Annotated in this window: 21 protein-coding genes; 10 read left to right on the top strand and 11 right to left on the bottom strand. The window is 66.7% G+C overall.

Annotated elements, in window-relative coordinates; genetic code table 11:
- Positions 1–44 precede the first annotated feature (44 nt).
- Together car and ACFWUP_RS14765 are read right to left on the bottom strand one after the other, a co-directional pair.
- A complete protein-coding gene (car, locus tag ACFWUP_RS14760) occupies positions 45–3,485 on the bottom strand; it encodes a carboxylic acid reductase (RefSeq protein WP_379234409.1) in 3,441 nt (1,146 codons plus the stop codon).
- Positions 3,482–4,981, bottom strand: coding sequence for a carboxylesterase/lipase family protein (locus tag ACFWUP_RS14765; protein ID WP_379234411.1), 1,500 nt, complete (start codon positions 4,979–4,981; stop codon positions 3,482–3,484). Before ACFWUP_RS14765 ends, car begins: the two co-directional genes overlap by 4 nt.
- An 87-nt stretch (positions 4,982–5,068) precedes the next feature.
- On the opposite strand from ACFWUP_RS14765, the gene ACFWUP_RS14770 reads away from it, so the two are divergent.
- From ACFWUP_RS14770 to cydB, 4 genes are all read left to right on the top strand, one after another.
- Positions 5,069–5,812, top strand: a complete 744-nt coding sequence (locus ACFWUP_RS14770) for a uracil-DNA glycosylase (RefSeq protein ID WP_379234413.1) — start codon at positions 5,069–5,071, stop codon at positions 5,810–5,812.
- A 35-nt stretch (positions 5,813–5,847) separates the two neighbouring features.
- Entirely contained in the window at positions 5,848–6,375 is a 528-nt protein-coding gene (locus ACFWUP_RS14775) for a DUF488 family protein (protein ID WP_379234414.1), read from the top strand.
- 124 nt (positions 6,376–6,499) lie between these two features.
- Positions 6,500–7,993 (top strand): cytochrome ubiquinol oxidase subunit I, encoded by a 1,494-nt coding sequence (locus tag ACFWUP_RS14780; protein ID WP_379234594.1) that lies wholly within the window; start codon positions 6,500–6,502, stop codon positions 7,991–7,993.
- Between the two features lie 9 nt (positions 7,994–8,002).
- Positions 8,003–9,025 carry a cytochrome d ubiquinol oxidase subunit II gene (gene cydB, locus ACFWUP_RS14785; RefSeq protein ID WP_379234416.1) on the top strand — a complete coding sequence of 341 codons (1,023 nt, stop codon included), beginning with the start codon at positions 8,003–8,005 and terminating at the stop codon, positions 9,023–9,025.
- Positions 9,026–9,095: 70 nt separating this feature from the next.
- Here the strand turns inward: cydB and ACFWUP_RS14790 are convergent, their stop codons facing one another.
- The 8 genes from ACFWUP_RS14790 to ACFWUP_RS14825 all read right to left on the bottom strand — a co-directional run bounded on the left by ACFWUP_RS14790 (position 9,096) and on the right by ACFWUP_RS14825 (position 16,031).
- Positions 9,096–9,791, bottom strand: coding sequence for a GNAT family N-acetyltransferase (locus ACFWUP_RS14790; protein WP_379234418.1), 696 nt, complete (start codon positions 9,789–9,791; stop codon positions 9,096–9,098).
- Between the two features lie 21 nt (positions 9,792–9,812).
- A complete protein-coding gene (locus ACFWUP_RS14795) occupies positions 9,813–10,775 on the bottom strand; it encodes a glycine betaine ABC transporter substrate-binding protein (protein ID WP_379234420.1) in 963 nt (320 codons plus the stop codon).
- Complete coding sequence (locus ACFWUP_RS14800) at positions 10,772–11,509, bottom strand: ABC transporter permease (protein ID WP_379234422.1); 738 nt, start codon at positions 11,507–11,509, stop codon at positions 10,772–10,774. Before ACFWUP_RS14800 ends, ACFWUP_RS14795 begins: the two co-directional genes overlap by 4 nt.
- Positions 11,506–12,774 carry an ATP-binding cassette domain-containing protein gene (locus ACFWUP_RS14805; protein ID WP_379234424.1) on the bottom strand — a complete coding sequence of 423 codons (1,269 nt, stop codon included), beginning with the start codon at positions 12,772–12,774 and terminating at the stop codon, positions 11,506–11,508. The genes ACFWUP_RS14800 and ACFWUP_RS14805 overlap by 4 nt, the downstream gene beginning before the upstream one ends.
- Positions 12,774–13,415 carry an ABC transporter permease gene (locus tag ACFWUP_RS14810; protein ID WP_379234426.1) on the bottom strand — a complete coding sequence of 214 codons (642 nt, stop codon included), beginning with the start codon at positions 13,413–13,415 and terminating at the stop codon, positions 12,774–12,776. Before ACFWUP_RS14810 ends, ACFWUP_RS14805 begins: the two co-directional genes overlap by 1 nt.
- Before the next feature lie 120 nt (positions 13,416–13,535).
- The gene (locus ACFWUP_RS14815; RefSeq protein WP_379234428.1) at positions 13,536–14,441 is read right to left on the bottom strand and encodes a TauD/TfdA dioxygenase family protein; all 906 of its coding nucleotides are present in this window, start codon (positions 14,439–14,441) and stop codon (positions 13,536–13,538) included.
- Positions 14,442–14,574: 133 nt separating this feature from the next.
- Positions 14,575–15,120 (bottom strand): hypothetical protein, encoded by a 546-nt coding sequence (locus tag ACFWUP_RS14820; RefSeq protein WP_379234430.1) that lies wholly within the window; start codon positions 15,118–15,120, stop codon positions 14,575–14,577.
- A 152-nt stretch (positions 15,121–15,272) separates the two neighbouring features.
- Positions 15,273–16,031: a spermidine synthase gene (locus ACFWUP_RS14825; RefSeq protein WP_379234432.1), complete on the bottom strand. Its 759-nt coding sequence runs from the start codon at positions 16,029–16,031 to the stop codon at positions 15,273–15,275.
- A gap of 121 nt (positions 16,032–16,152) precedes the next feature.
- Here ACFWUP_RS14825 and ACFWUP_RS14830 point away from each other — a divergent pair, with 121 nt between their 5' ends.
- Positions 16,153–16,680, top strand: coding sequence for a TerD family protein (locus ACFWUP_RS14830; protein WP_379234434.1), 528 nt, complete (start codon positions 16,153–16,155; stop codon positions 16,678–16,680).
- A gap of 5 nt (positions 16,681–16,685) precedes the next feature.
- Here ACFWUP_RS14830 and ACFWUP_RS14835 read toward each other — a convergent pair whose 3' ends face one another.
- The gene (locus tag ACFWUP_RS14835; RefSeq protein ID WP_379234436.1) at positions 16,686–18,203 is read right to left on the bottom strand and encodes a hypothetical protein; all 1,518 of its coding nucleotides are present in this window, start codon (positions 18,201–18,203) and stop codon (positions 16,686–16,688) included.
- A gap of 232 nt (positions 18,204–18,435) precedes the next feature.
- On the opposite strand from ACFWUP_RS14835, the gene ACFWUP_RS14840 reads away from it, so the two are divergent.
- The 5 genes from ACFWUP_RS14840 (at position 18,436) to ACFWUP_RS14860 (ending at position 24,199) form a co-directional block, all read left to right on the top strand.
- Positions 18,436–18,705 carry a hypothetical protein gene (locus tag ACFWUP_RS14840; protein ID WP_379234438.1) on the top strand — a complete coding sequence of 90 codons (270 nt, stop codon included), beginning with the start codon at positions 18,436–18,438 and terminating at the stop codon, positions 18,703–18,705.
- A 12-nt stretch (positions 18,706–18,717) separates the two neighbouring features.
- Complete coding sequence (glmS, locus tag ACFWUP_RS14845; protein ID WP_379234440.1) at positions 18,718–20,550, top strand: glutamine--fructose-6-phosphate transaminase (isomerizing); 1,833 nt, start codon at positions 18,718–18,720, stop codon at positions 20,548–20,550.
- A 22-nt stretch (positions 20,551–20,572) separates the two neighbouring features.
- Positions 20,573–23,041, top strand: coding sequence for an aminopeptidase N (pepN, locus tag ACFWUP_RS14850; RefSeq protein WP_379234442.1), 2,469 nt, complete (start codon positions 20,573–20,575; stop codon positions 23,039–23,041).
- Between the two features lie 110 nt (positions 23,042–23,151).
- On the top strand, positions 23,152–23,352 hold the full coding sequence (locus tag ACFWUP_RS14855) for a hypothetical protein (RefSeq protein WP_379234444.1): 201 nt from the start codon (positions 23,152–23,154) through the stop codon (positions 23,350–23,352).
- A 52-nt stretch (positions 23,353–23,404) separates the two neighbouring features.
- Positions 23,405–24,199 carry a SigB/SigF/SigG family RNA polymerase sigma factor gene (locus tag ACFWUP_RS14860; RefSeq protein WP_379234446.1) on the top strand — a complete coding sequence of 265 codons (795 nt, stop codon included), beginning with the start codon at positions 23,405–23,407 and terminating at the stop codon, positions 24,197–24,199.
- The last annotated feature ends 41 nt before the right edge of the window (positions 24,200–24,240 follow it).

The following is a 24,240-nucleotide window of genomic DNA, read 5'->3' on the forward strand; positions in this document are numbered from 1 at the left end:
GCTGGGCTGATCCTCGTCGGCTGTCGCTCAGCCAGTCCCGTGGGCTACTCGAGGAGCCCCAGGTCGGTGAGGTCGCGGACGTATTTGGTGATCAGATCTGCTGGTAGGTGCGGGATGTCGTGGTCGAGGCCGAGTTGTGCGGCGCGGACGGCGGTTCGGAAGTTGTCGGCGGGGAGCGCCGAGCCGGGTAGGGGGCGGCCGGGGTGGCGATAGGCCGCCAGGACGGGGAGGAGGGTGTTTTTGCGTTGGGGTTCGGGGAGGGTGCGCAGGGCGGTTTCGAAGCGGGTGAACCACTCGTCGTAGTTGTCGATGCGGTCGATGTGGTGGCCTGCTTCGGTCAGCCAGTCGACGAAGACGTCGAGGGAGATGTTGTCGTCGTGGGGGTTGAGGACGTCGTAGGTGCGGTAGCCGCTTGTCGCGGCGGCGCCGAGTTCGGTGATCGCGGTGGCGACGAAGTCGGCTGGTAGGCCGTCGTAGTGGGCACGTTGACGTTGTCCGTGGGAATCGGTGCGGTAGAACGACTTCGGAGCTAGCCCGGTGACGAGCAGGCTGAGCAGGAGCCGGGTGAAGACGTCGGGGACGTTGAGCTGGCCACGGAAGTGGCTGTGCGCCAGGATCATGTCGGAGCGGAAGACCGTGACGGGTAGCCCGAAGCGCTCGGCTGCCTCACGCAGCAGAACTTCGCCCGCCCACTTGCTGTTGCCGTAACCGTTGGCGTAGTTGTCGTCCAGTCGGCGAACCGGGCTCATGGTTCGCACGTCACCGTCCTCGGCGAAGGACTCCCCCTGCGCCGCGACGGCCACCGTCGACAGGTAACTCACCGGCTTGCGGGTGGTTGTCAGCGCCAGGCGAATGATCTCGGCCGTGCCGACCACATTCGGGCCGAACAGCTGGGAATACGGGAGCACGTGGTTCACCAGCGCCGCGGAGTGCACGATCAGATCGACCTCGGCGGCCAACCGGTCCCATACCGACTCTGGCAGACCGAGATTCGGTTCGCCGATGTCACCGGGCAGTACCTCGAGAGCATCCTTCGCGAGGAGCTGGAAGTGGTCGCTGAGCTCGATGTCGCTGGCGAAGGCCGCATCGAGACGCGCACGGGCGGCGGCCACATCGCCACCACGGACCACGCAGATCACCGTGCCGCCCACGGGGGCGAGCCGTTCGAGCCAGGTCAGCAGGAGGAACCGGCCGAGATAGCCGTTCGCGCCGGTGATCAGCACCGTCTTCGCCGACGCGGCGGCGGGCACCTGCGCAGCCGAGGTGACGTCGAGGAACTTCTCGAGCGTCAGGTCGGTCGCGCGAATTTCGGTCACCGCGGGGCCGTGCACCGCATCGGAATCGACTCTGCGCGTGCCGGGTTCGCGTTCACGCCGCACGTAGTCGGCGATGCGACCCAGGTCGCTGTCCGGTCCGAGCAGCACGTTCATCGGCACTTCTACCCCGAGGAGTTCACGCAGCAGGGTCGAATACGACAGTGCGGCCAGCGAATCCCCGCCGAGATCGCCGAACCGCACGTCCGGGCTCAGGTCGGAGTCGCCGCCGAGCACGGCGCGCGCGGCACGGGCGACGGTGTCGTACACCGGCAAGGCGGGGGCGTCGCGACGCAGGCGTAAAAGTTCGTCTTCCTGACCCTGCGCGAGGTCGGCGTAGAGATTTTCGAGGCGGTCGCCGTAGCGCTGTTTCAGCTTGGGCCGCAACAGTTTCCCCACTCCGGACAGCATCCCGTCGACCGTCGAGAAGGGTTCGGTTTCGATGAGGAAGTCACGCGGAATCTCGTACGGCTCCAGCTCGGCCGAGACGGCGGCGCGGTGCAGCGACGCGCTCATCGCCGCGCGCAACTCGTCGGCGGGTCCCGCCAGCGCCGCCTCGGTCGGCACCACGACCGCCAGCAGATAGGACCGTTCGCTGCTGCCGTACACGTAGATCTGGCGCACCAGATCCGCGCCCGCGAACACCGCTTCCAGCCGAGATACCGTCACGAACTCGCCCTGGGAGAGTTTGAGGACGTTGTTGCGGCGGTCGACATAAGCCAATCGATCCGGCGCCAGCTCGGCGACCACATCACCGGTGCGGCAGAAACCGTCGGCATCGAAGACCTCGGCGGTCACCTCGGGACGACGGTAATATCCGGCGATCATGGTGGTGGTCTTGAGCAGCAACTCACCGCGCGGATACGGCTTGTCGGTCCCGAAATAGCCGAGCTCGGGCACGTCGACGAGTTTGTAATCCAGCACCGGCGGGCGCATCACCTTCGTATCGAAGATCACCCCGCCGCCGGTCTCGGTGGAGCCGTAGCCATCGTGCAGACGCAACTGCAGCACCGATTCGACGAAGGTGCGCAACTCTGGCGCGATCGGTGCGCTGCCGCACAGCGCCGACATCAACCGGCCGCCGAGGAACTGTTCGCGCAGTTCGGTTTTCACCGTGTCGCCGCCCTCCTCGACCTCGCGACGGAACCGCTGCAGGATCATGTCGCACACCCTGGGCACCAGGAAGATCTCGGTGGGCCGCACCAGGGTGATGTCGGTGAACAGCGTGGACAGGTCCGATGCCGTGGCGAAGTACGCGGTGCCGCCGCGAGCGAGCACGCTGTTGAGGGTGAGCCGGGCGGCGATGTGGCTCATCGGCAGGAAGTTCACGTTGATCGCGGTCAGTGGCCGTGGCGGCTGCCAGCCCACCGCGACCAGGCGCTGGGTGTACATCGCGCCCTTGGGGGTGCCGGTGCTGCCCGAGGTGTAGATCAACAGCGCGAGGGGGTCGGTACCTTCGGCGGGCACGTGCAGCGGCGCCGGTTCGGCGAGACGGCCCTGTTCGATGGTGTCGTCGAGGGTGGTGGGTACGAGAGCAGATCCCCCGGCTCGCAGACGGGCGCGGGCTCGGGCGAGAGCATCCTGGTGATCGTCGTCGTCGGCGTGATGGTCGAACACGATCAGCGAACGCGGCGTGGCGCCGGCCAACACCGCGTCAATGGCGACATCCAGGTGCGCGATGTCGACCGCGAATACGGTCGGTTCGGTCTCGTCGAGGATCGACCGCAATTGTTCGAGTCCCGCGCCCGCTTGCAGCGGCACCGCGACCCCGCCGAGGTGGATCGTGGCGAGATCGAGCACGGTGTAGTCGGCACTGGTGAATCCGAGCACCGCGACGAAGTCTCCCGCGACGATGCCGTCGCGCTGCCAGGCCGCGGCAAGCGCGCGAGTGCGCTCCCACGCCTGGCCGTAGGTCAGTAGATCGAACTCCGGCAACAACTTTCGGGTCGACCGTCCACCGGATTCGACCAGTTCGGTACGGCGGGTGCCCAGCGCCGGACGGTCCGCGTAGGCGGTCATCACGGTCTCGATGATGCGCGCCGTCGCGAGCCCAGGGGTGGTCACGAGGGCGTGCACATCGGCGTCGGGCCGTGCCGCACGGATCTGCGCGTCTTCGGCGAAGAGCGATCTGATGCGATCCGCCAGGTGCCCGGCGTCGAGCTCGACAGTCACGCTTCACACTTTCGAATGCCTTGCCACGCGGTACGTCGCGCGGAATCCGGGTCGACCAGCACGCGTGGTGGGTGGTCGATGATGCAGGTGGTTCGCCGGTCGGTGGTGTAGGGCGTCCAGGGCGGCAACGGTTGTCCGGTGCGCGCGAAACTCAACCAGTTGTCCTGGATGTAGTCCTGGACGGCGAGGAACGCCCGCCGACCGCCTGCCGCTGTCATCGCGCGACCTACCGGACCGTCGACCCAGCCGAAGACCGGAACGAGGTCGAGGGCGTGGGTGGCGCCGAAACCGGCCAGATGCAGGGCGCGCGGGGCGTAGTCGTACCGATACGCGAACGTGGGGGCGTGGCGGCTGTGGCCCTCGAGAACGGCCAGCGTGGGGCGAAGGAAAAGGTGGTCGCCGCCGATGCGCACCGCGGTCCGTGCGGCCGGATACCCGCGGTAGCTGCCGGTCACCACCTGTTCGGCGCCGGGCTCGTAGCGTTGGAAGATGCTGGTGAGCTGTTCGGGGGTGTGCGGGACGGACTTGGCGAAACGCTGGAACAGCGTGGCCTCGTCACGGTTGGTGCCGATGATCAACGGCACCAGATGTGCCCGGCCCGCCGCGATCGCATCCAGGGGGGCCTCCGGGAGGAAGTCGCCGTCCGCGACGGGAGCGAAGGGGTAGCTGCCGGGCTCCTCGCGCAGGGCTCGAGCCAACGCGCGGTCACCCGCCCGGCCGAGTTCCTTCGCGGGCACGGTGCTCAGCATCGTCGCCGCGTCGGCGGAGGTGGTGCCGAGTCGTTCCAGACAGCGGCGGGCGAACAGGCGAGCTTCGTCGGGCGTCAACGTCCAGTCCGCGGGTGCGCTCTGCGCGATCGCCCGATGGAACAGGCCTGCCGCCGACGGCGTCGCCAGCAGGCTGACCACGGCGTGGGCGCCCGCCGACTCACCGAAGATGGTGACATTGTCCGGGTCACCGCCGAACGCGGCGATATTGCGGCGCACCCATTCCAGCGCCGCGACCTGATCGCGGAGACCGAGGTTCGAATCGAAAGGTCTTTCGGCCGTGGAGAATTCGCTGAAGTCGACATACCCGAACGCGCCGAGCCGGTAGTTCACCGACACCACGATCACGTCGCCGCGCGCGGCCAGCCGGGCGCCGGAGTACATGCTCGATGTGCCGAGCAGATAGCCGCCACCGTGGAAGAACACCATCACCGGGCGCGGTGTCGGCGACGGTATCACCGGTGCGGTGACATTGAGCGTGAGGCAGTCCTCGCCGATCGGTTGCCAGGTGCGTGGCCCGACGCGGGCGCCGCTGGGGTTCTGTACCGCGGCGAAGCCGAAGTCGGTCGCCGACCGCACCCCCGACCACGGTCGAACCGGCTGGGGAGCGCGCAGCCGTAGAGCTCCGAGGGGCGGGGCCGCGTAGGGCAGGGCACGCCATCGAGCGATCCGACGGCCCGCTCGACCGCACACGACACCGTCGGCGCTCACGATCTCAGTAGACGACATGTCACGAATGTACGTGGTACCCGCGGTACCGTGCAGGTGGTTCGCGCGGCGAAGTGTCTCGAAGTCGCATCGGCCTAGACTGGGCCGATGACCGGCGACGATCCGGAAACTGCGCCACTCGCGGCGGAGGGCACCCGCGATATCGACGGACTCGACCGTCTCGTTTCCACCTGCCGTGCCTGCCCCCGACTCGTCGCCTGGCGCGAAGAGGTCGCCGTCGTCAAGCGGGCAGCCTTCCGCCACGAAGAGTATTGGGGTCGGCCCGTGCCCGGCTTCGGGCCCGCCGATGCGCGCATTCTCGTCGTCGGCCTCGCCCCCGCCGCCCATGGCGGTAACCGGACCGGCCGCATGTTCACCGGCGACCCGAGTGGCAACGTCCTGTTCGGCGCCCTGCACGCGGTCGGCCTCGCGACGGGCGCGCACCCGGTGAGCCGCGACGACGGCATCGAACTGCATGGCATCCGGCTCACCGCACCCGTGCACTGCGCCCCGCCGGACAACAAGCCGACACCGGAGGAACGGCACCGTTGCGCACCCTTCCTCAGCCGGGAACTGGAGCTGCTCGGCCCCACGCTTCGCGTGATCGTCGTCCTCGGCGCCTTCGGCTGGCAGGCCCTGTTCACCGTCCTGACGGCAGGCGGCTGGAACGTGCCACGCCCACGTCCGCGTTTCACCCACGGCGCGCAAGTGGTCATCACCCATCCGGACGGCCGAGCGGTCACCGTGCTCGGTAGTTACCACGTGAGCCAGCGCAATACCGCCACCGGTCGGGTGACCCCCGCGATGATCGAGGACGTGCTGCTGCACGCGAAGACGATCGCCGAGTCCTGACCGGAATTCGCGTCTTCGTCGCCTAGGATCGAGCAGTGCTGACTGTGTACACGATCGGCCATTCGACGCGGACCGCTGACGAATTCGTCGGTCTGCTCCACGATTACGGCGTCACCCAGCTCGTGGATATTCGCACCGTCCCCCGGTCACGCCACAATCCACAGTTCGGCCGCGAGAAACTCCCGGAAACCCTGCAGTCGGCGGGCATTCGCTATATCTATCTCGCCGCGCTCGGCGGGCTGCGCCACGGTCAGAGCAGTGCGCTCAATGCGGGCTGGCGCAACGCGTCGTTCCGCTCGTACGCCAATTACATGCAGACACCGGAATTCACCGCGGGCATCGACGAACTCGTCGATCTCGCGGGCGAGGCGACCACGGCCATCATGTGCGCCGAAGCGGTGCCATGGCGGTGTCATCGCTCGCTGGTGGGCGACGCGTTGCTGGTCCGGGGCGTGCAGGTGCGCGACATCATGTCCGCCACCCGCGCACCGGAACACCAGCTCACGGACTTCGCCCACGTCGACGGAACAACGATCACCTATCCCCCACCGCCCGACGATTGATATGCATCCATTTCATCTCGATATGCACTGCAGGCGATAAACACGTACGACAATCACGACAGCGCGTGCGGTTCGGCAAGAGTCCACTGCGATGGCAGGAGATCCGACGATGAGTTCGCTGGCTATGAGCACACTGGATGTCTCCCGGTGGCAGTTCGGTATCACCACGGTGTATCACTTCATCTTCGTTCCGCTCACCATCGGACTGGCACCGCTCGTCGCGGGAATGCAGACGGCGTGGGTGATCACCGGAAAAGAACACTGGTACCGGCTCACCAAGTTCTTCGGAAAACTGTTCCTGATCAACTTCGCCATCGGCGTTGCCACCGGCATCGTGCAGGAGTTCCAATTCGGGATGAACTGGAGTGAGTACTCCCGGTTCGTCGGCGACATCTTCGGTGCGCCACTGGCATTCGAAGCCCTGGTCGCTTTCTTCCTCGAGTCGACCTTCCTCGGCTTGTGGATCTTCGGCTGGACCCGCTTACCCAAGCTCGTGCACCTCGCCACGATCTGGATAGTCGCCTTCGGTGTCAACGCCTCGGCCTACTTCATCATCGCGGCCAACTCGTTCATGCAGCACCCGGTCGGCGCCGAATACAACCCCGAGACCGGACGTGCCGAACTCGACAGCATCTGGACGTTGCTCACCAACAACACCACGCTCGCCGCGTTTCCGCACGTCGTGGCCGGCGCGTTCCTGACCGCGGCCGTCTTCGTCGTCGGCATCTCGGGCTGGTTCATGGTGCGCAACATGCGCAGTGGCGACAAGACGAAACAGACTGAAGCCAAGACCATGTGGCGGCCCATGGCCAGAGCTGGGATGTGGGTCGTTGCCGCGTCGGTCGTCGTAGTGGGTCTGACCGGCGATATCCAGGGCAAGATCATGTTCGATCAGCAGCCGATGAAGATGGCCTCGGCGGAATCGCTGTGCCACACCGAGACGAACCCGAAGTTCTCGATCCTCACCGTCGGCACCCACAACAACTGCGACAGTGTCACGCACCTGTTCGAGGTGCCGTATGTACTGCCGTTCCTGGCCAAGGACAAGTTCACCGGCGTCACGTTGCAAGGCGTGGAGGATCTGCAGAAGTCCTACGTCGAGGACTACGGACCCGGCAACTACCGGCCCAATCTGTTCGTCACCTACTGGAGTTTCCGCGGGATGGTCGGGCTGCTGGCCGGGCCGGTGCTGTTGCTGCTCGCCGGGCTCTGGATGACCCGTGGTGGCCGGGTGCCCGACAAACGCTGGTTCTCCTGGCTGTGCCTGATCGCGATCCCGACGCCGTTCCTGGCCAACAGCGCGGGCTGGGTGTTCACCGAGATGGGACGCCAGCCATGGGTGGTGGTGCCGAATCTGACCGGCGACAAGACCATTCGCATGACCGTGGCGCAAGGTGTCTCCGACCACGCACCGGGCACCGTCATGTTCTCGCTGGCCGTGTTCACGCTGCTCTATGGCGCGCTGGCCGTGGTCTGGTACTACCTGATGCACCGCTACACCGTGGTCGGGCCCGAACCGGGGCCGACGGCGTCCGATGATCAGTCCGGTCCCGATGACGACGGTGGTGGCGGCAAGCACCGCGCCGATCCTGTCGAGCCGCTGTCCTTCGCGTACTAGGAGACGACGATGAGTCTGCAACAATTCTGGTTCGTCTTGGTCGGGGTCTTGTTCACCGGCTACTTCATCCTCGAGGGATTCGACTTCGGTGTCGGCATGCTGATGCCGATCCTCGGCAAAGGCTCCGACATACGCAGACGCGTCGTGCTCAACACCATCGGCCCGGTCTGGGACGGCAACGAGGTCTGGTTGATCACCGCCGGTGGCGCGATGTTCGCGGCGTTTCCCGAGTGGTACGCCAGCCTCTTCTCCGGGTTCTACCTGGCGCTGCTGCTGTTGCTGGTGGCGTTGATCCTGCGGATCTGCGCCATCGAATGGCGATCCAAGATCAACTCGCCGAAGTGGCGGGCCTGGTGCGACATCGGCATCGGGATCGGCTCCTGGATTCCGGCGCTGGCGTGGGGTTGGGTGTTCGCCAATCTCGTACGCGGGGTGCCGCTCAACGAGAAGAAGCAGGTCGTCGGCTCGGTCTGGGATCTGCTCAGCCCGTATGCGCTGCTCGGCGCGGCGACTACGAGCATTCTGTTCGCGCTGCACGGGGCGATCTTCCTGGCGCTCAAGACCGGTGGTGAGGTTCGCGACGACGCCCGTAAGTGCGTCCGGATCCTCTACATCCCCACCGTGGCGATCGTCGGCGGGTTCGGTCTGTGGACCCAACTCGCCTACGGCTCCGGCTGGACCTGGGGTGCCCTCGGCGCCGCCGTACTCGGCCTGGTCATCGCCGGTGGCGCCACCGCCGCGGGCCGCGACGGCTGGGCGTTCATCGGGACCGCCCTCACCATCGCCGCGGCCACCGTCCTGCTGGTCGGCTCCCTCTACCCCAACGTCATGCCTTCGACCATCGACCCCGCTTTCAACCTGACCATCGACAACGCCGCCTCCAGCCACTACACCCTCCAGGTAATGAGCTGGGCAGCCGTACTCTGCGTCCCGGTCGTGCTGGTTTACCAGGGTTGGACCTACTGGGTCTTCCGCAAACGCCTCACCGTCGACCAGATCCCCGCCCCCACCGGCCTACCCCTCACGAAATAGGCTGCACCGCACCACCCTTCACCGCGCGCGCCCGGCCCCAGCCGTGGCGCGCGCGGTGCGTTGTGCTCACCTATTCAGCGAAACCTCGGAGCCTGGTGACAAGGCCTTCCCGAACGCTTGGCCAGTCTTCGGCCGTGATCGAGAACAGGACCGAGTCACGAATGGTGCCGTCGGCCCGCCGCATATGCCGGCGCAGGGTGCCCTCGTATTGTGCGCCGAGGCGAGCGATGGCCTGCTGGGAACGGTGGTTGCGCACATCGGTTTTGAGCTCGACCCGGCCGGCGCCCAGCGTGTCGAACGCATACCCCAGCAGCAGCAACTTCGCCTCCGGGTTCACGGCACTGCCCCACACCGCCGGGGTGTAGAGCGTGGCGCCGATCTCCAATCGGGCATCCCCCGACCGGGTTTCGAGAAACGAGGTCATGCCGATGATCGCACCGGCGGGAAACCCGGCGATGGCCCGTAGCGTGCGGACGACCCACATGTGACGGTCGGGCGTTGCCTGCCATGATCGGAGGAACTCTTCCAACTGCTGCTGTTCGCGCAGACGCATCGGGAGGTGCGCCCACACGACATCGTGGTCGAGCGCCGCGAACAACTCGGCCGCGTCCGCTGCCAGGTCGAGCGGGTTCAAACGCACGGTGTCGCCGACCAGTTCGGCATCGGCCGGGACGGGCCACTTCAGCTCGGGCCACGGCTCGTCGATCGGCCGTGGGTCCGGCACTGGATCGAAGCGGTTCACGTCGGTCAGAGCATCCTGGGGCACAGCAAAATCCTAGCTGCGCCGTTAGGTGATCAGGTTTGCGCTCTTCAGCCAGTTGTAGGCGACATCGGCGGGGTCTTCGCCGTCGATGTCGATGCGGCCGTTGAGTTCTCGCATGAGGTCGTCGGTCAGGCGTTGGGAGATCGTGTCGAGGAGGGGGCGGATTTGGGGGTGGGCTTCGAGGACGGTGCCGCGGACGACGGCGGTGCCACTGTAGGGGAGGAAGAACTTCTTGTCGTCGTCGAGGACCAGAAGATTCAGGTTCTTGACGCGGCCGTCGGTGGTGTAGACCATGCCGAAATGGCAGGGGGCGTCTTTGGCGGTGGCGGTGTAGACGACACCGGCGTCCATGCGGGTGACGTTGCCCGCGGGTACACCGTTGGGGTCGTTGTAGGGGATGCCGTATTTCTGCAGCATCGGGATGAAACCGTCGGAGCGGCTGAAGAATTCGTCGTCGACGCAGAAGGTTCGTTCGGCGACCGGTAGTGCGGCCACGTCCGACAGCGACCGCACGCCGAGGCGTTGCGCGGTCGGTGTCGACGCGGCGAACGCGTAGGTGTCGTTGAAGTTCGACGGGGCGAGCCATTCCAGGTCGTAGTCGCGCTTTTCGACGTCGTGGACGCGCTGCCAGAGCTCGCGCGGGTCGACGATCGTCTCGGTCTCGTTGTGGTAGTTGACCCAGCCGGTGCCGGTGTACTCCCACAGCACGTCGGCGTCGCCGTTGAGTTGGGCCTGCCGTGAGGACGCCGAACCGGGAGCGCCGGTCAGGTCGGTGACCGAGGCGCCCGCCGCGGCCAGGTAGGTCGCGGTAATCTTGCCGAGCAGCACGCCCTCGGTGAAGCTCTTCGACGTCACGACCAGCTTCGCGCCGTCGAGGGGACGTTCGCCGCCGGGCAGACTCGCATCGTGGAAGGTGCCCGACGAGCTGACGAGCCCGCACCCGGCGAGCAGGGCGATCAGCGTGATCAGCAACGGGACTCGTCTCATGAGATACCTCGTGGGGTCGCGGCCAGTTCGACGAGTCGGCCGAGCCAGTCGATGATCAACGCCAGCAGCCCGACGAGCACCGCACCGGAGATGAGCAACTTGGGCAGGAACAGCGTGACCCCGGTCGTGATCAGGGTGCCCAGGCTGGTCGCGCCGATGAAGGTACTCAGCGTCGCGGTGCCGACCAGGATGACCAGCGCGGTCCGCACGCCGTTGAGGATCACCGGCACGGCCAGGGGCAACTCGACCTGCACCAGGGTTCGTGCGGCCGAGAAGCCGATGCCGCGGGCGGCTTCGATGGTGCGATGGTCCACCTGGCGCAGCCCGACGATGGTGTTCTGCAGGATCGGCAGGATCGCGTAGACGACGAGACCGACGACCGCCGTGCGGAATCCGGTGCCCAGCCAGAAGGTGAACAACACCAGCAAACCGACGGCGGGCGCGGCCTGGCCGATGTTGGCGATGTTGACGGCGATCGGTTCGAGTCGCTGCAAAGCGGGTCTGGTCAGCGCGATGCCGAGGGGGATCGCGACGACGACCACGATCAGCGTGGCGACCACAGTGAGCCGGATGTGTTCGAGGATCGTGGTCTGCAGGTTGGCCCAGGCAAGGGATGCCTGCTCGGTCGCGGTGAAGGTCGAGGACCGATACCAGAGCACGTAGCCGATGCCGATCACCGCGATGATCAACGGTTCGAACCACACGTCGATCGGGACGCGTCGCAGCCGGTTCATGCCTGTCCAGGTTCGTCGGCGGCGACGACCGGCGTGGGCGTGGGATCGGAACCGTCGACATAGGTTTCGTAGGACAGGTCCTCGACGGCGGCGTGCCCTTCGGCGAGTTTGGTCTGGATCACGTCGGTGACCGCGCCGATATTGAGCGAGCCGACCACGGCGCCGCGACCGTCGGTGACCAGGGTGGCGCCCTGACTGGCCGCGAGCATCGCGTCGAGCGCGTCGTTGAGGGTCGAGGACTGGGCCACAACGGGCAGTCGGCGATCCAGGTAGTCCGAGACCTCCGGCTTGCTCGCCACCTCGGTCAGCGAGGGCCACGACCGCGGCCGCCCTGCCTCGTCCACGACCACCACCCAGGTGTTTCCCGCGGCTCTCGCCCGCCCGATCACGACCTGCGAGGACTCCCCGATCCGGGCGGTGGTCACCGGGTCGACCTCCACATCGCGCACCCGCGACACCGTGAGATAGGCCAGTTTCGCGCCGGAACCGACGAATTCCTCCACGAACGGTGTCGCCGGGTCGGTGAGGATGACCTCCGGCGTCGCGTACTGCTCGACATGCCCGCCTTCGGACAGGATGAGCACGTTGTCGCCGAGTTTGGTGGCTTCCTCGAAGTCGTGGGTGACGATGACGATGGTCTTGCCGAGTTCGTGCTGGATCGAGATCAGGCTGTCCTGCAAGCGAACTCGGGTGATCGGGTCGACGGCGCCGAACGGCTCGTCCATCAGCAGCACCGGCGGGTCGGCCGCTAGCGCGCGGGCCACGCCGACGCGCTGCTGCTGACCGCCGGACATGTCCTTGGGCAGCCGGTCGGCGAAGGTCGATGGGTCGAGTCCGACGAGGTCGAGGAGGTATTCGGTGCGTTCGGCGATCCGTTTCTTGTCCCAGCCGAGCACCCGTGGGATCGCGCCGATGTTCTTGGCGACCGTCCAGTGTGGGAACAGGCCACCGGACTGGATGACGTAGCCGATCGACTGGCGCAGTTTGTCGGGGTCCTCCCGGGTGACGTCGCGGCCGCCGATGAGGATTCGCCCCTCGGTCGGTTCGATCAGTCGGTTGATCATCTTCAGGGTGGTCGTCTTGCCGCATCCCGACGGTCCGACGAACGCGACGATGTTGCCCGCGTCGATCTCGAGGTCGAGGCGTTCGACAGCGGGGGTGTCCTGGCCCTTGTACCGCTTCACGACCCCGTCCAAGGTGATGGAATCACCGGTCACATTGCGCTGCGGGCTCGCCGGTGCGGGCCGGTTGGTCACATCGGTCATCACAGTCCCTTGGCAATGGTGAGGCGTCCGAGCAGGACGAGGAGCGCGTCGAAGACCAACGCGATGGCAACGATGAGAATGGTTCCGGTGAGCGCCATTTCGAGGGCATTGGCGCCGCCGAGGCGCGACAGGCCGTTGAAGATCAGCGAGCCGAGGCCGGGTCCGAGAACGTAGGCGACGATCGCGGCGACACCGACGATCATCTGGGTCGATACCCTGATCCCGGTGAGAATCACCGGCCACGCGATCGGCAGTTCGACGGTGAGCAGGATCCGCCACCGCGACAAGCCGATGCCACGCGCCGATTCGACGACGGTGGCGGGCACCGAGCGCAGGCCGACGATCGAATTGCCGATCACCGGCAATGCCGCGAAGAACGCCAGCATGATGAACGACGGCACCACGCCGAGACCGAACGGAACGAGCAGCAATGCCAGCAGTGCCAGCGACGGAATGGTGAGCGCGACCCGGCTCGAGGTCAGGGTCAGCGCCGAAGCCAGGGGCAGCCGGTATACCGCGACGGCGATGAGCACCGCGACGATCGTCCCGACCAGCACCGCTTGGAACGCCAGGGACGCGTGCTGATAGGTGAGGAAGGTCAGCAGCTCACCCCTCCCCCGGACATAGCTCCACAGGTTCACGGCAATCCCCTCGTCGGGCCGGTTCGGCGGATACCCGTTCGCGCTGGATCATCGGACGAATGTGCCGTCGAAGAATAATTGATCCGCGGTAACGATTCGGGGAAGCGCGCCAGGTGGTCGTTACGCCGCATGCTCGAGCGGGGCAGCCGTGTACGGGTCGGCGTCGCCGGCGAGCACGGTGCTGGTGGTGCCGTCGACACCCACCGGAACCTCGCCGGCGAGGGTGATGCGGGTGAGCCTGCGGTGTTCGCCGCCGTCGTAGTCGTCGATGGCGTAGTGCTGGGTGGCTCGGTTGTCCCAGATCGCGACGTCACCGAGTTCCCAGTTCCAGCGGGTCGTGTGCTCGAGGCGGGTGATCCGGTCCTGGAACAAACGGAACAGCGCGCGTGATTCGCTGCTGGACACCCCGACGATCTCCTTCACGAAGCAGCCCAGCAACAGGGCTCGTTCGCCGGTGTCGGGATGCACCTCCACCACGGGGTGCTCGGTCTCGAAATAGGTCGACTCGAACTCGCGGCGGTAGTCGCGGTCGGTGTCGGCCGGTCGCTGTTCGATCTCGGCGGCGTAGTCGTAGCGGTTCGAATGCCGCGCGCGCAGGCTCTCGGCGAGCCGCTCGAGCGGCTGCGGCAGCGAGTTGTAGGCGGCCACCGTCGACGCCCACGTAGTCGACCCGCCGTAGCTCGGCAGCGCGACCGCGCGCAGGATCGAGGCCTTCGGCACACGATCGACGAAGGTGACATCGGTGTGCCAGACGTTGGAGCGGGTCTGCTGCGAGTCGATGGCCAGGCTCTTCGCACCGGCCGAGGTGACCGTGGGGTGCGGGGTGGTCGGGGTGCCGAGCCGCCGGGCGAACTCGTACTGGCCGTCCTCGGTCAGGTGGTGTTGGCCGCGGAAGAAGATCACCTTGTGCTCGGCGAGCGCGGCACGAACGGCGGCCACCGTGCGCGCGTCCAGGTCGCCACCGAGTCGCACCCCGTCGACCCGCGCACCGATGTGCGCACCCAGCCTGACCACCTCGACAGACATACGAAGGCCTTTCGCTCGAACCCGGACGATCTCGTCACACGAAACCACCGGGAACGGGCCGCGACCAGCATTGAATTCAGGCTGAGCGAAATCGACGATCACGCGGCTGCCCAGGTGCGCAGCCGCTTCGGAGTTACGGAATGCGGAGGTCTGCCACAGCGTGCTCGGGTGATGTCCAGTTACTGAATCGCTTTTCGGCGGCATCTGCCGAGGGCGCGCTGATCACGCGGGCGACCGCTTCCCACGATGCGCCCGACGCGCGCACGAAGCGGACGGCTTCGACCAGGCGCTGCTGCGCCGAGGCGGTGTCTTCGAATGCCAGCCGGACCGGGATCAGCGCCTGCATCTCGAGCTGGTGGTATTCCCATTCCGCAAGGACCGCACGGGCCAGGTCGGGGTCGAGGCGGCCGGTGGCGCAGTGCAGGACGCGGGCGGAAGGGGCGTGGTCAGCGAATCGGTCGGTGCGTAGCCAGGTTCGACCGTGCCAGTTGCCGCAGGAACACAGTGCCCGCCACCCGATCACCTCCTCCGGGCGGCGTGTGCGCCGATCCTCAGCGGGCAGTGGGCGGTCGTCGATCGCGACCGTCGACTGCGGAGTGGCAGCGTCGCTGCGTCCGTACAACCCATCCGCGAAGATATCTGCGACCCATCCGCGATGGCTTTCGAGCAAGCTGTTCATCCTGACTCCGATGTCGAATCCGAAAAGCTCGATCCCGAATCGGCCGACCATGAGGCGATCGCCGGAGATTCGGTGTGTGGGACGACTCCTCCCAGATACTTACGATCGCTCCCGCCGACGCCGATGGCAATCAATTCGCCTCGTTGTTGTTCCTAGTCACATATCGCCTGTTCATGGCCTGTGTCCCGAGTGCGGTCGGGGCGGGTGGCGAGGTAGATCGTGGCGCCGGACTGCCCTCGGGTCAGCGGGTTGTCGAACACGATGCGCTGGGCTTCGACGTCGATGAAAGCAGTTTCGAGGACCGCGCGAAACTGGTCATCGGGGGCGTCGTCGGACCACATCGCGAAGGTGCCACCGTCGACGAGGTGGTTCGCGACCGCGCGCATGCCGTCGGCGGTGTAGAACGCGGCGTTCGGGCCGTGCAGGACGTGGCGCGGTGAGTGGTCGATGTCGAGGAGCAGCGCGTCGTACCGTCGGCCGGGGTGGGCAGGGTCGAATCCGATCAGTCCGGTGGCGGCGGCGAAGAAGTCCGCGCAGACCAGCTCGACCCGGTTGTCGGCTGCCAGGCCGGCGGTGTCGGGCAGCAGGTCGCGCTGGTGCCAGTCGATCACCGCGTCGGAATACTCGATGACGGTGAGTTCGCGAATTCGCCGATCCACCAAGGCTTCTCGGGCGGTGTAGCCCAACCCGAGGCCGCCGACGACCACGTCCAGCTCGGTGCCGGGTGTCCGGGCCAAGCCCAGGTGCGACAGCTCCCGTTCGGCGACGGTGAACAAGCTCGACATGAGATATTCGTCGTCGAGTTTCACCTCGTAGACATCGGCGCGCACGGTCGGGTCGAATCGCCGCCGCAGACTGATCTCGCCGATCGGGGTCTTCCGCCAGCCGAGTTCTTCGAAGCGTGCGCTCATCGGGTCACGGTAGTCCCGCGCGGTGTTTACCCGCGGGCAGGCCGGGCAGTCCGTCGGTAGCGTGGCTCGGGTCGGCACTGTCTCGGTGCTGCGGGATCGACCGTTCGACTAGGAGCACCGCATGACCGAATCTCTCGCCCACGTCAGCTTCGGCCTCGGTTGGGATCCCGCGGGCGACACCGACGTCTCCGCCCTGTCCAGCAAGGACATCGACCTCAACGCGGCGGCGCTGGCGTTCGTCGGCGACAACTTCACCGACGTCGCCTATCACGAGCAGCTGACCTCGCGCGATGGTGCGCTGCGCCACCACGGCGACAGTGTCACCGGTGACGGCGACGGCGAGAACGAGGTGATCGCAGTGGATCTGACGATCCTCGATCCCGAGGTCACCACGATCTTGTTCCTGGTGACCTCCTACTCCGGTCAACGATTCAGCCAGATCGACAACGGCTTCTGCCGCATCGTCGACAACGTCACCGGTATCGAACTGGTCCGCCTCCAGCTCACCGAAGTGGGCGCCTACACCGGCATCGTCTTCGGCAAACTGCACCGCATCCAACAAGATTGGGCCTTCACCCCCATCGGCCGACCCATCGTCGCCCAACACATCGTCGACGCCGTCCCCCAACTCACCCCCTACCTGAACTGACGTCGCTACTCCGACAGCCGATCGCGGGCGCGTAGGCGGGTTTCGAGGGCGTCGAGGACGTGGGTGACGTCGGCGTCGAATTCTTGGGCCAGCATTTCGAGTAATGCTGCGGCGAGTAGGAGGAGGGTGGTGAAGACGACGGGGGCGATGGGTTGGGTGGCTTCGAGGAGGGGCCGGGTTCGCGGGGCGCCACCGTGGTGCCAGGCTTCCAGGAGCGCCAGGGCGCCCTGGAGGTAGATCGGCGGGTCGGGGCGGGCGCTCAGGGCGGGGATCGCGCGGTCGGCCGCGCGGCGCAGGATGTCGGAGGTGGCCTCGTCGCCGGGGGCCATGGCCTCCATCGCGCAACAGGCCAGACGCAGGGCGCTGTCGAGGTGGCGTGGGGTGTAGTCGGCCGAGTCCGGGATCTGGTCCCAGGGCAGGCGCAGGACGCGCAACAGGTCGGCGGTGATCACGGTGGACGACGGTTGCCGCGCCGTCGACGGGGCCGAAACCGACGTGTGGTCGACACCGAGCATGATCTCCAGCCCGATCGCCGAGGCCATGAGATCGCCTCGCCCGCACCGGGTTTCCTGTCGATGACGGCGATCCTCGACCAGCAGCCAGCCGACCGTCTGCGCGTCGGCGGGGCGCAGCAGCTTGGCGTCGGCCTGCCAGCCGTTGGCGGTATCGCACCGCGACAGCGCGCACACGAGATCGGCCATGACGTGATTGCCGGTGACCAGCGTCGGCTGATGCCGCGGCCGGCGCGACACCACCGGAAGATCACCCACCCTCGCCGACGGGGAGACGAACGACATCGCGGCGAGCGCAGCCGCCCCGGTGCGGGCGGCGGACACGGCGTCGGCGGCATTGGTGCGCAGCAGCGCACGATGGATCGAGTCGGCCAGCGGCGCGACCCCGAACTCCGCGTAGTGCAGCAACAGCCAGGCCAGCGGCATCTCGCCGAGAACCGGGGTGAGCCGTTCGTTCAATTCGTAGAGCAGTGCGGCCGATTGCTCGGGGCGGCGGGAGCGCGGCGCCTCGCCGGTGAGATCACGCCATTCCAGCAATGCGAGATAATTCGGCAGCATCAAGCTATCGACCAGTTCACTCACCTGCGCGATGACGAATTCGAAATCCAGCTCGGTCATCGTGCCCGGCCCCACCATATTCCGCACCGGATTCCCGTCGAACGGGTCGATACCGGATTCGCCGAGCGCGAGATCGAACAACAACTCCGCATGGCCGAGCCTGCCGACCACCCGGCCGACAAACGGAACCACGCCACCATCCTCGACCGAAGTGGCCGCGCCGAGCAGGCAATTCACCATGGCCCCTTCGGCTTTCGCGTGGGCACAGAATCTGCGCAACCGCTGATGCACGGTATCTTCAGCATCGAAACCTGTTCGCACGATCTCTTCGGCGATCGTCACGATGGCCGCGTCGACCACATATTCGGGTCGACCCCCGGCAACCTCGGATGCCGGGGCCGGGCCCGCGAAATAGAGCCGATCACTGAATGCGCCACCCATTCGTCGCCTCACCACAACCTCCACTCGGATGCGCAGCCTGTCGTGCCTCCTGTCAGCCTCCCAGCAAATTGTCCGCAAGTCTCGGCTCACACCTCACAAGGCGATAACAGCATCGGCATCGGGTGCACGAATTGCGTCCACTGCACACCTGCCCAGGTCGCCGTCGAGCCGTTCCATACCGGTTTCTGCCCGAATTCGGGCAGGGAAGTTGGCGAACCCGATCCGGCGAGGCATGATCGTCCGGGTGAACGACGGGGCATCAACCGAGCTGGTCCGCTACGTAGTGGCGTCCACCGGCTTACCCGAACGTGTGGCCGCCCGGGTTGTCGCCGATATCGTCGGCTACTTCGACGAGACGGCCGAGCAGTTCGTCCGACGCAGGCACGCCGAGCTGCAGGCGCGGGAGATGCGCAATGCCGAGATCTGGCGACAGCTAGAAGCCGAACTCGCCCAGCGGCCGGTCGCGGCCCCGCCCTTCACCGAACGGCAACTACGTCGCATCGTCTACGGGTAAGGGGTTCACGCCATGTGTGGAATCGTCGGATACATCGGTCACCGCCAAGCCGTTCCGGTGCTGCTGGAGGGCCTGCACCGGCTCGAGTACCGCGGTTACGACTCGGCAGGCTTGGCGCTGCCGCATCGAGGGAAGGTGCGTGTCTGCAAAACCCAGGGCCGGGTGCAGGACCTGCGCGACAAGACCGACACCACCGTCCTGCGTGGCACGGTCGGGATCGCGCACACCCGCTGGGCCACCCACGGCGAGCCGAGTGACGCCAACGCCCATCCCCACACCGATGCGAGCGGACGCATCGCGGTGGTGCACAACGGTATCGTCGAGAACGCCGAACAGCTGCGGGCCGAGCTCACCGCGCTCGGCATCGACCTGGTCTCCGACACCGATACCGAGGTGATCGCGCACCTGATCGCCCGCGAGATCGAGGACGCCGAATCCCTCGAGGACGCCGTGCGCGTCGCGCTGCACCGCATTCGGGGCACCTACGGTCTGCTGGTCCTGGACGCGCGCCGCCCGGCCGAGCTGGTAGTAGCGCGCAACGGCAGCCCGATCGTTCTCGGCGTGGGTGACGGCGAGATGTTCGTGGCCTCCGATGTCGCCGCGCTTGTCCATCACACCCAGCGCGTGGTGTTCCTCGACGACGGCGAACTGGCCACCGTCCGCGAAGGCGAATTCCGTACCAGCACACTGGGAGTCGACTCCGAGCAGACCGACAAGACCCCGACCACGATCGACATGGTGGCCGAGGACTACGCGCTCGGCGGCTTCCCGGACTTCATGCGCAAAGAGATCGCCGAACAGAGCGAGGCGGTGCGCCGAGCACTGCGTGGCCGCCTCGACGACCGGTTCGCCACCGCGCATCTCGGCGGGCTGAACATGGACGCCCGCGAGTTGCGCAGCATCAGCAAGGTCGTGTTCCTCGGCTGCGGCTCGGCCTATTACGCCGGCCAGCTCGGCGCGCAACTCGTCGAGGAACTGGCCCGGATCCCCGCGGTCGCGGAGCCCGCGTCGGAGTTCCGGTACCGCAATCCGGTCGTCGACCCCGACGCGCTGTATGTCGCGATCAGCCAGTCCGGCGAAACCCTCGACACCCTCGCCGCCGTGCAGGAGTTGCAGCGCAAGGGTGGCCGGGTGATCGGTGCCGTCAACGCGGTGGGCAGCGCGATCGCTCGCCAGTGCGGGGCGGGGGTATTCCTGCACGCGGGCCCGGAGATCTCGGTCGCCTCGACCAAGGCGCTGACCAATATGACCGTGTCGTTCACGATGCTGGCCCTGCTGCTCGGCCGGGTCCGCGACCTCTCGGCCGCCGACGGCAACCGCATCGTCGAGGGCCTGCGCGCGCTACCCGACGCCATCGACCAGGTTCTCACCGACGAGGACGCCATCGCCGAGATCGCGCACCGGTACGCCAAGGCCCGCAGCATGTTCTTCATCGGACGGGTGCGGGCGTGGCCGGTCGCCCGTGAGGGCGCCCAGAAGCTCAAAGAGGTTTCCTATGTGCACGCCGAGGCCTACCAGGCCTCCGAGCTCAAGCACGGCCCGCTCGCGCTGATCGACCCGGAAATGCCGAGCGTGGTGATCGTCCCCGACGACGAACTCCTCGCCAAGAACCTCAGCACCATCGAACAGATCAAGGCCCGCGGCGGCCCGGTCATCGCCGTCACCAACGCCGACCTGCCCCCGAACGCGGCCGACGAAGTGATCCGAGTCCCCCGCGTCGCCCCGGAACTGGACCCCATGCTCCTGACCATCCCCCTGCAACTACTCGCCTACCACACCGCCCTCGCCCTCGGCCGCGACGTCGACAAGCCGCGCAACCTCGCCAAGAGCGTCACCGTGGAGTAGGTCGGGCTGGCAGGATCGGGGTGTGAACTCCGCGAACCTGAGCCGCTCCGAGACCGCCGCGCGATCCGCCGCGGTCACCGTCCGTGCCTACTCGGTCGAACTCGATCTGAGGGGGGCGCCGGATCAGACCCGCGAGGGTTTCGAGACGACGACCACTGTCGAATTCGATGCGAGTGTCGAGCAGACGTGGCTCGATTTCATCGGGCTCGGCGTGGAATCGGTGACGGTGAACGGTGAACAGGTTCCGGTTGTCTATGACGGGGCCCGGATCCATGTCGGTGGGTTGGCGGCGTCGAATCTGGTTGTCGTGCGGGGTACCGGTGCCTACAGCCGGTCGGGCGAGGGGCTACACCGGTTCCTCGATCCGGTGGATGGTCAGACCTACCTGTACACGCAGTACGAGCCCGCGGACGCGCGGCGGGTTTTCGCCTGCTTCGAACAGCCGGATATGAAGGCGCCGTTCACATTCGCGGTGAGTGCGCCCGCGGGCTGGGAGGTGATGTCGAATCGGCCGTTCGCGGCGATCCAGAACAATGGCGTGACACAGAACGTCGTGTTCTCCCCCACCTTGCCGATTTCGACCTATATCACCGCGATCGCGGCGGGCCCGTACCATCGCCTCGAGTCCTCTTGGGCGCGAGGCGAACTCACCATTCCGCTCGGGATCTACTGCCGTGCTTCGCTGGCCCGCTATCTGGACGCGGATACGATCTTCGAGGTGACGAAGCAGGGCCTGGACTTCTTCGCCGAGCACTTCGCCTACCCGTATCCGTGGGGCAAGTACGACCAGGTGTTCGTGCCCGAATACAACCTGGGCGCGATGGAGAACCCCGGCCTGGTCACCTTCACCGAGGCCTACGTGTTCCGTGGCGCCGCCACTGCCGCGCAGTACGAGGGCCGGGCCAACACGATCCTGCACGAGATGGCGCACATGTGGTTCGGCGATCTCGTCACGATGGTGTGGTGGGACGACCTGTGGCTCAAGGAATCCTTCGCCGACTACATGGGCGCACTGGCCAGCTCCGAGGCCACCGAGTGGACCGATGCCTGGGTCGCGTTCGCGAACCGCCGCAAGGCGTGGGCGTATCTGCAGGATCAGCTGCCGACCACCCATCCGATCGTCGCCGACATCACCGATCTCGAGGCGGCCAAACTCAATTTCGACGGCATCACCTATGCCAAGGGCGCCAGCGTGCTCAAACAATTGGTCGCCTATGTCGGCAGGGACGAATTCTTCTCCGGCGTGCGCCGGTATTTCCGGACACACGCTTTCGGCAATACGACCCTCGATGATCTGCTGACCGAATTGTCGGCGGATTCCGGCCGGGACCTGGCGGGCTGGGCGCGCGCCTGGTTGCAGACGACCGGGATGTCCACGCTGACCCTCGAAGACGGTGCGATCGTGCAAACCGATCCGCGCCCACACCGGCTCGCCATCGGCCTCTACGACTTCGACACCGCGGGCGACCTGGTGCTTCGCGAGCGCGTGGAACTCGACATCGTCGACGAACGCACGCCGGTCGACCTCGCCCCCGCCCCACTGCGGCTGCTCAACGACGGCGACCTCACCTACGCCAAGGTTCGCCTTGACGCGGATTCACTTGCCACCGTAGAGCATTCACTGAACCGGGTGAGCGACCCACTGGCCCGCGGCCTGATCTGGTCGGCGCTGTGGAACGCCACCCGCGACGGCGAACTGGCCGCCGAACGCTACCTGGCGATGGCTCGCGAGTTCGCGCCCACCGAAACGAACATGGCGCTGCTGACCGCCGTCCTGGCGAACGCGTCGTTCACTATCGCCCACTATCTGCCCGCGCAAGCGCGTGACCGGTGGCGTGGCGAGTGGCTCGAATCCTGCTGGGCCACACTGCATTCGTCCGCACCGGGCTCCGGCGCACAGCTGGCGTTGGCACGAGCGACGGCGGCCGCCGCGACGGTCGACAACAGCCGCGCCGACGACATCCGGGCGATCCTGCTCGACAAGGCACCGGAGGGCTTGGCCATGGACCCCGATCTGCGCTGGGCACTGTGGACCGCACTCGCCGCGACCGGCGCGGCGAAAGCCGACGACCTCGACACCGAACTCGAACGCGACGACACCGCCTCCGGCCGCACCGCCCACCGGCGCGCACTCGCCGCGCGTCCGGACGCGGAAGTCAAAGCCGCAGCCTGGGACTGCGCGCTCGGCGACACCACGTTGACCAACGACCACCTCGACGCCACCATCGACGGATTCCGCGCGGGCCCCCACCGCGACCTGATCGCCCCCTACGACGACGAGTACTTCGCGGCGTTGCGCACGGTGTGGGACACCCACAGCATCGAGATCGCCCGCCGCATCGTGGTCGGACTCTTCCCCGCCGCCGACACTCTCGACGGGGTGGATCGGTGGCTCGCGGCGAATGCGGACGCGCCCAGCGCGTTGCGCCGCCTGGTCATCGAACAACGGGATCATCTCGCGCGCGACCTGCGCGTACGCGACCTGAATTGATATTTCCCATTTCGTGATGGGTTAAACATCTAATTCCGAAATTGCCGCCGTGTCAACCCCTGTCGACCAATAACGGTTTAATAACCGTCGCGGCGGTGAACCCTAGATCTATGACCACCTCACGTAATCGGACAACGAGTACGCCGAGCATGGATCTGACCAGCACCACCATCATGTTGGCCACCTGCGTGTTCTTCCTCTTCGGCCTGACCGCGCTGACCGGATCGCTGCCCGCCGCGATCCTCGGCGCCGGCAGCCTTGGCGTGGCAATGCTGATGACCTTCAGAATGCTCGGCCCACACAGCTTTTAGGTTCGCTTGCCCGACAACCGGTGAGCAGGTTACTCGAAGGCCAGGAGCTGACATGTCCCAGACCACCCACAACAGGACCTACGAAAACGCCGAACCGCTGTTCGCCCACTGGGCGCTCACCGACCCCCGCGGCCCCGAGCACGCCGTCGTGCGGGCGCGGATCATCGAGACCTGCCTACCCCTGGCCGAGCACATCGCACGCAAATACGCCGGTCGCGGCGAGATGTTCGACGACCTGCTCCAGACCGCGCGACTCGGCCTTGTCATGGCCGTCGACCGCTACGACGTCACCACTGGCTCCCCCTTCCTGGGCTTCGCGGTGCCCACCATCATGGGTGAGGTGCGCAGGCACTTCCGCGACCACCTCTGGCCGCTGCACGTGCCGCGCCGGGAGAAGGAACTGCAGGGCAAGGTGCGCACGGCGACCGACGAGTTGAGCCGTCGGCTCCTGCGCTCCCCCACCGCCGCCGAACTCGCCGAAGAACTCGACGTATCGGTCACCGATGTCACCCGAACCCTGGTGGCGGCCAACGCGTTCCAGACGCGCAGCCTCGACACCCCGGCGCGCGACAGCGAGGGCGATCCCGGCATGACCATCGCCGACACCTTCGGCGCCGAGGATCCGCGCTACCGCCTCACCGAGGACACGATCACCGTCGCGCCCCTGCTGGCCCAGCTGCCCCCGGAGGACCGGCAACTGCTGATCTGGCGGTTCTACGAAACGCTCTCCCAGGGCGAGATCGCCGAACGCCTCGGCGTCTCGCAGATGAGCGTCTCGCGCAAGCTCACCAAATTGCTGGGGAGTTTGCGCGCCGAGGCCGTCGGCGAGCAACCCGTGCCTGCCTGACCGAAACTCGCACCAACCATTGACTGGGCGGTTGCCGGGCT

It is taken from the genome of Nocardia sp. NPDC058658 (assembly GCF_042716665.1).
Lineage (GTDB): Bacteria > Actinomycetota > Actinomycetes > Mycobacteriales > Mycobacteriaceae > Nocardia.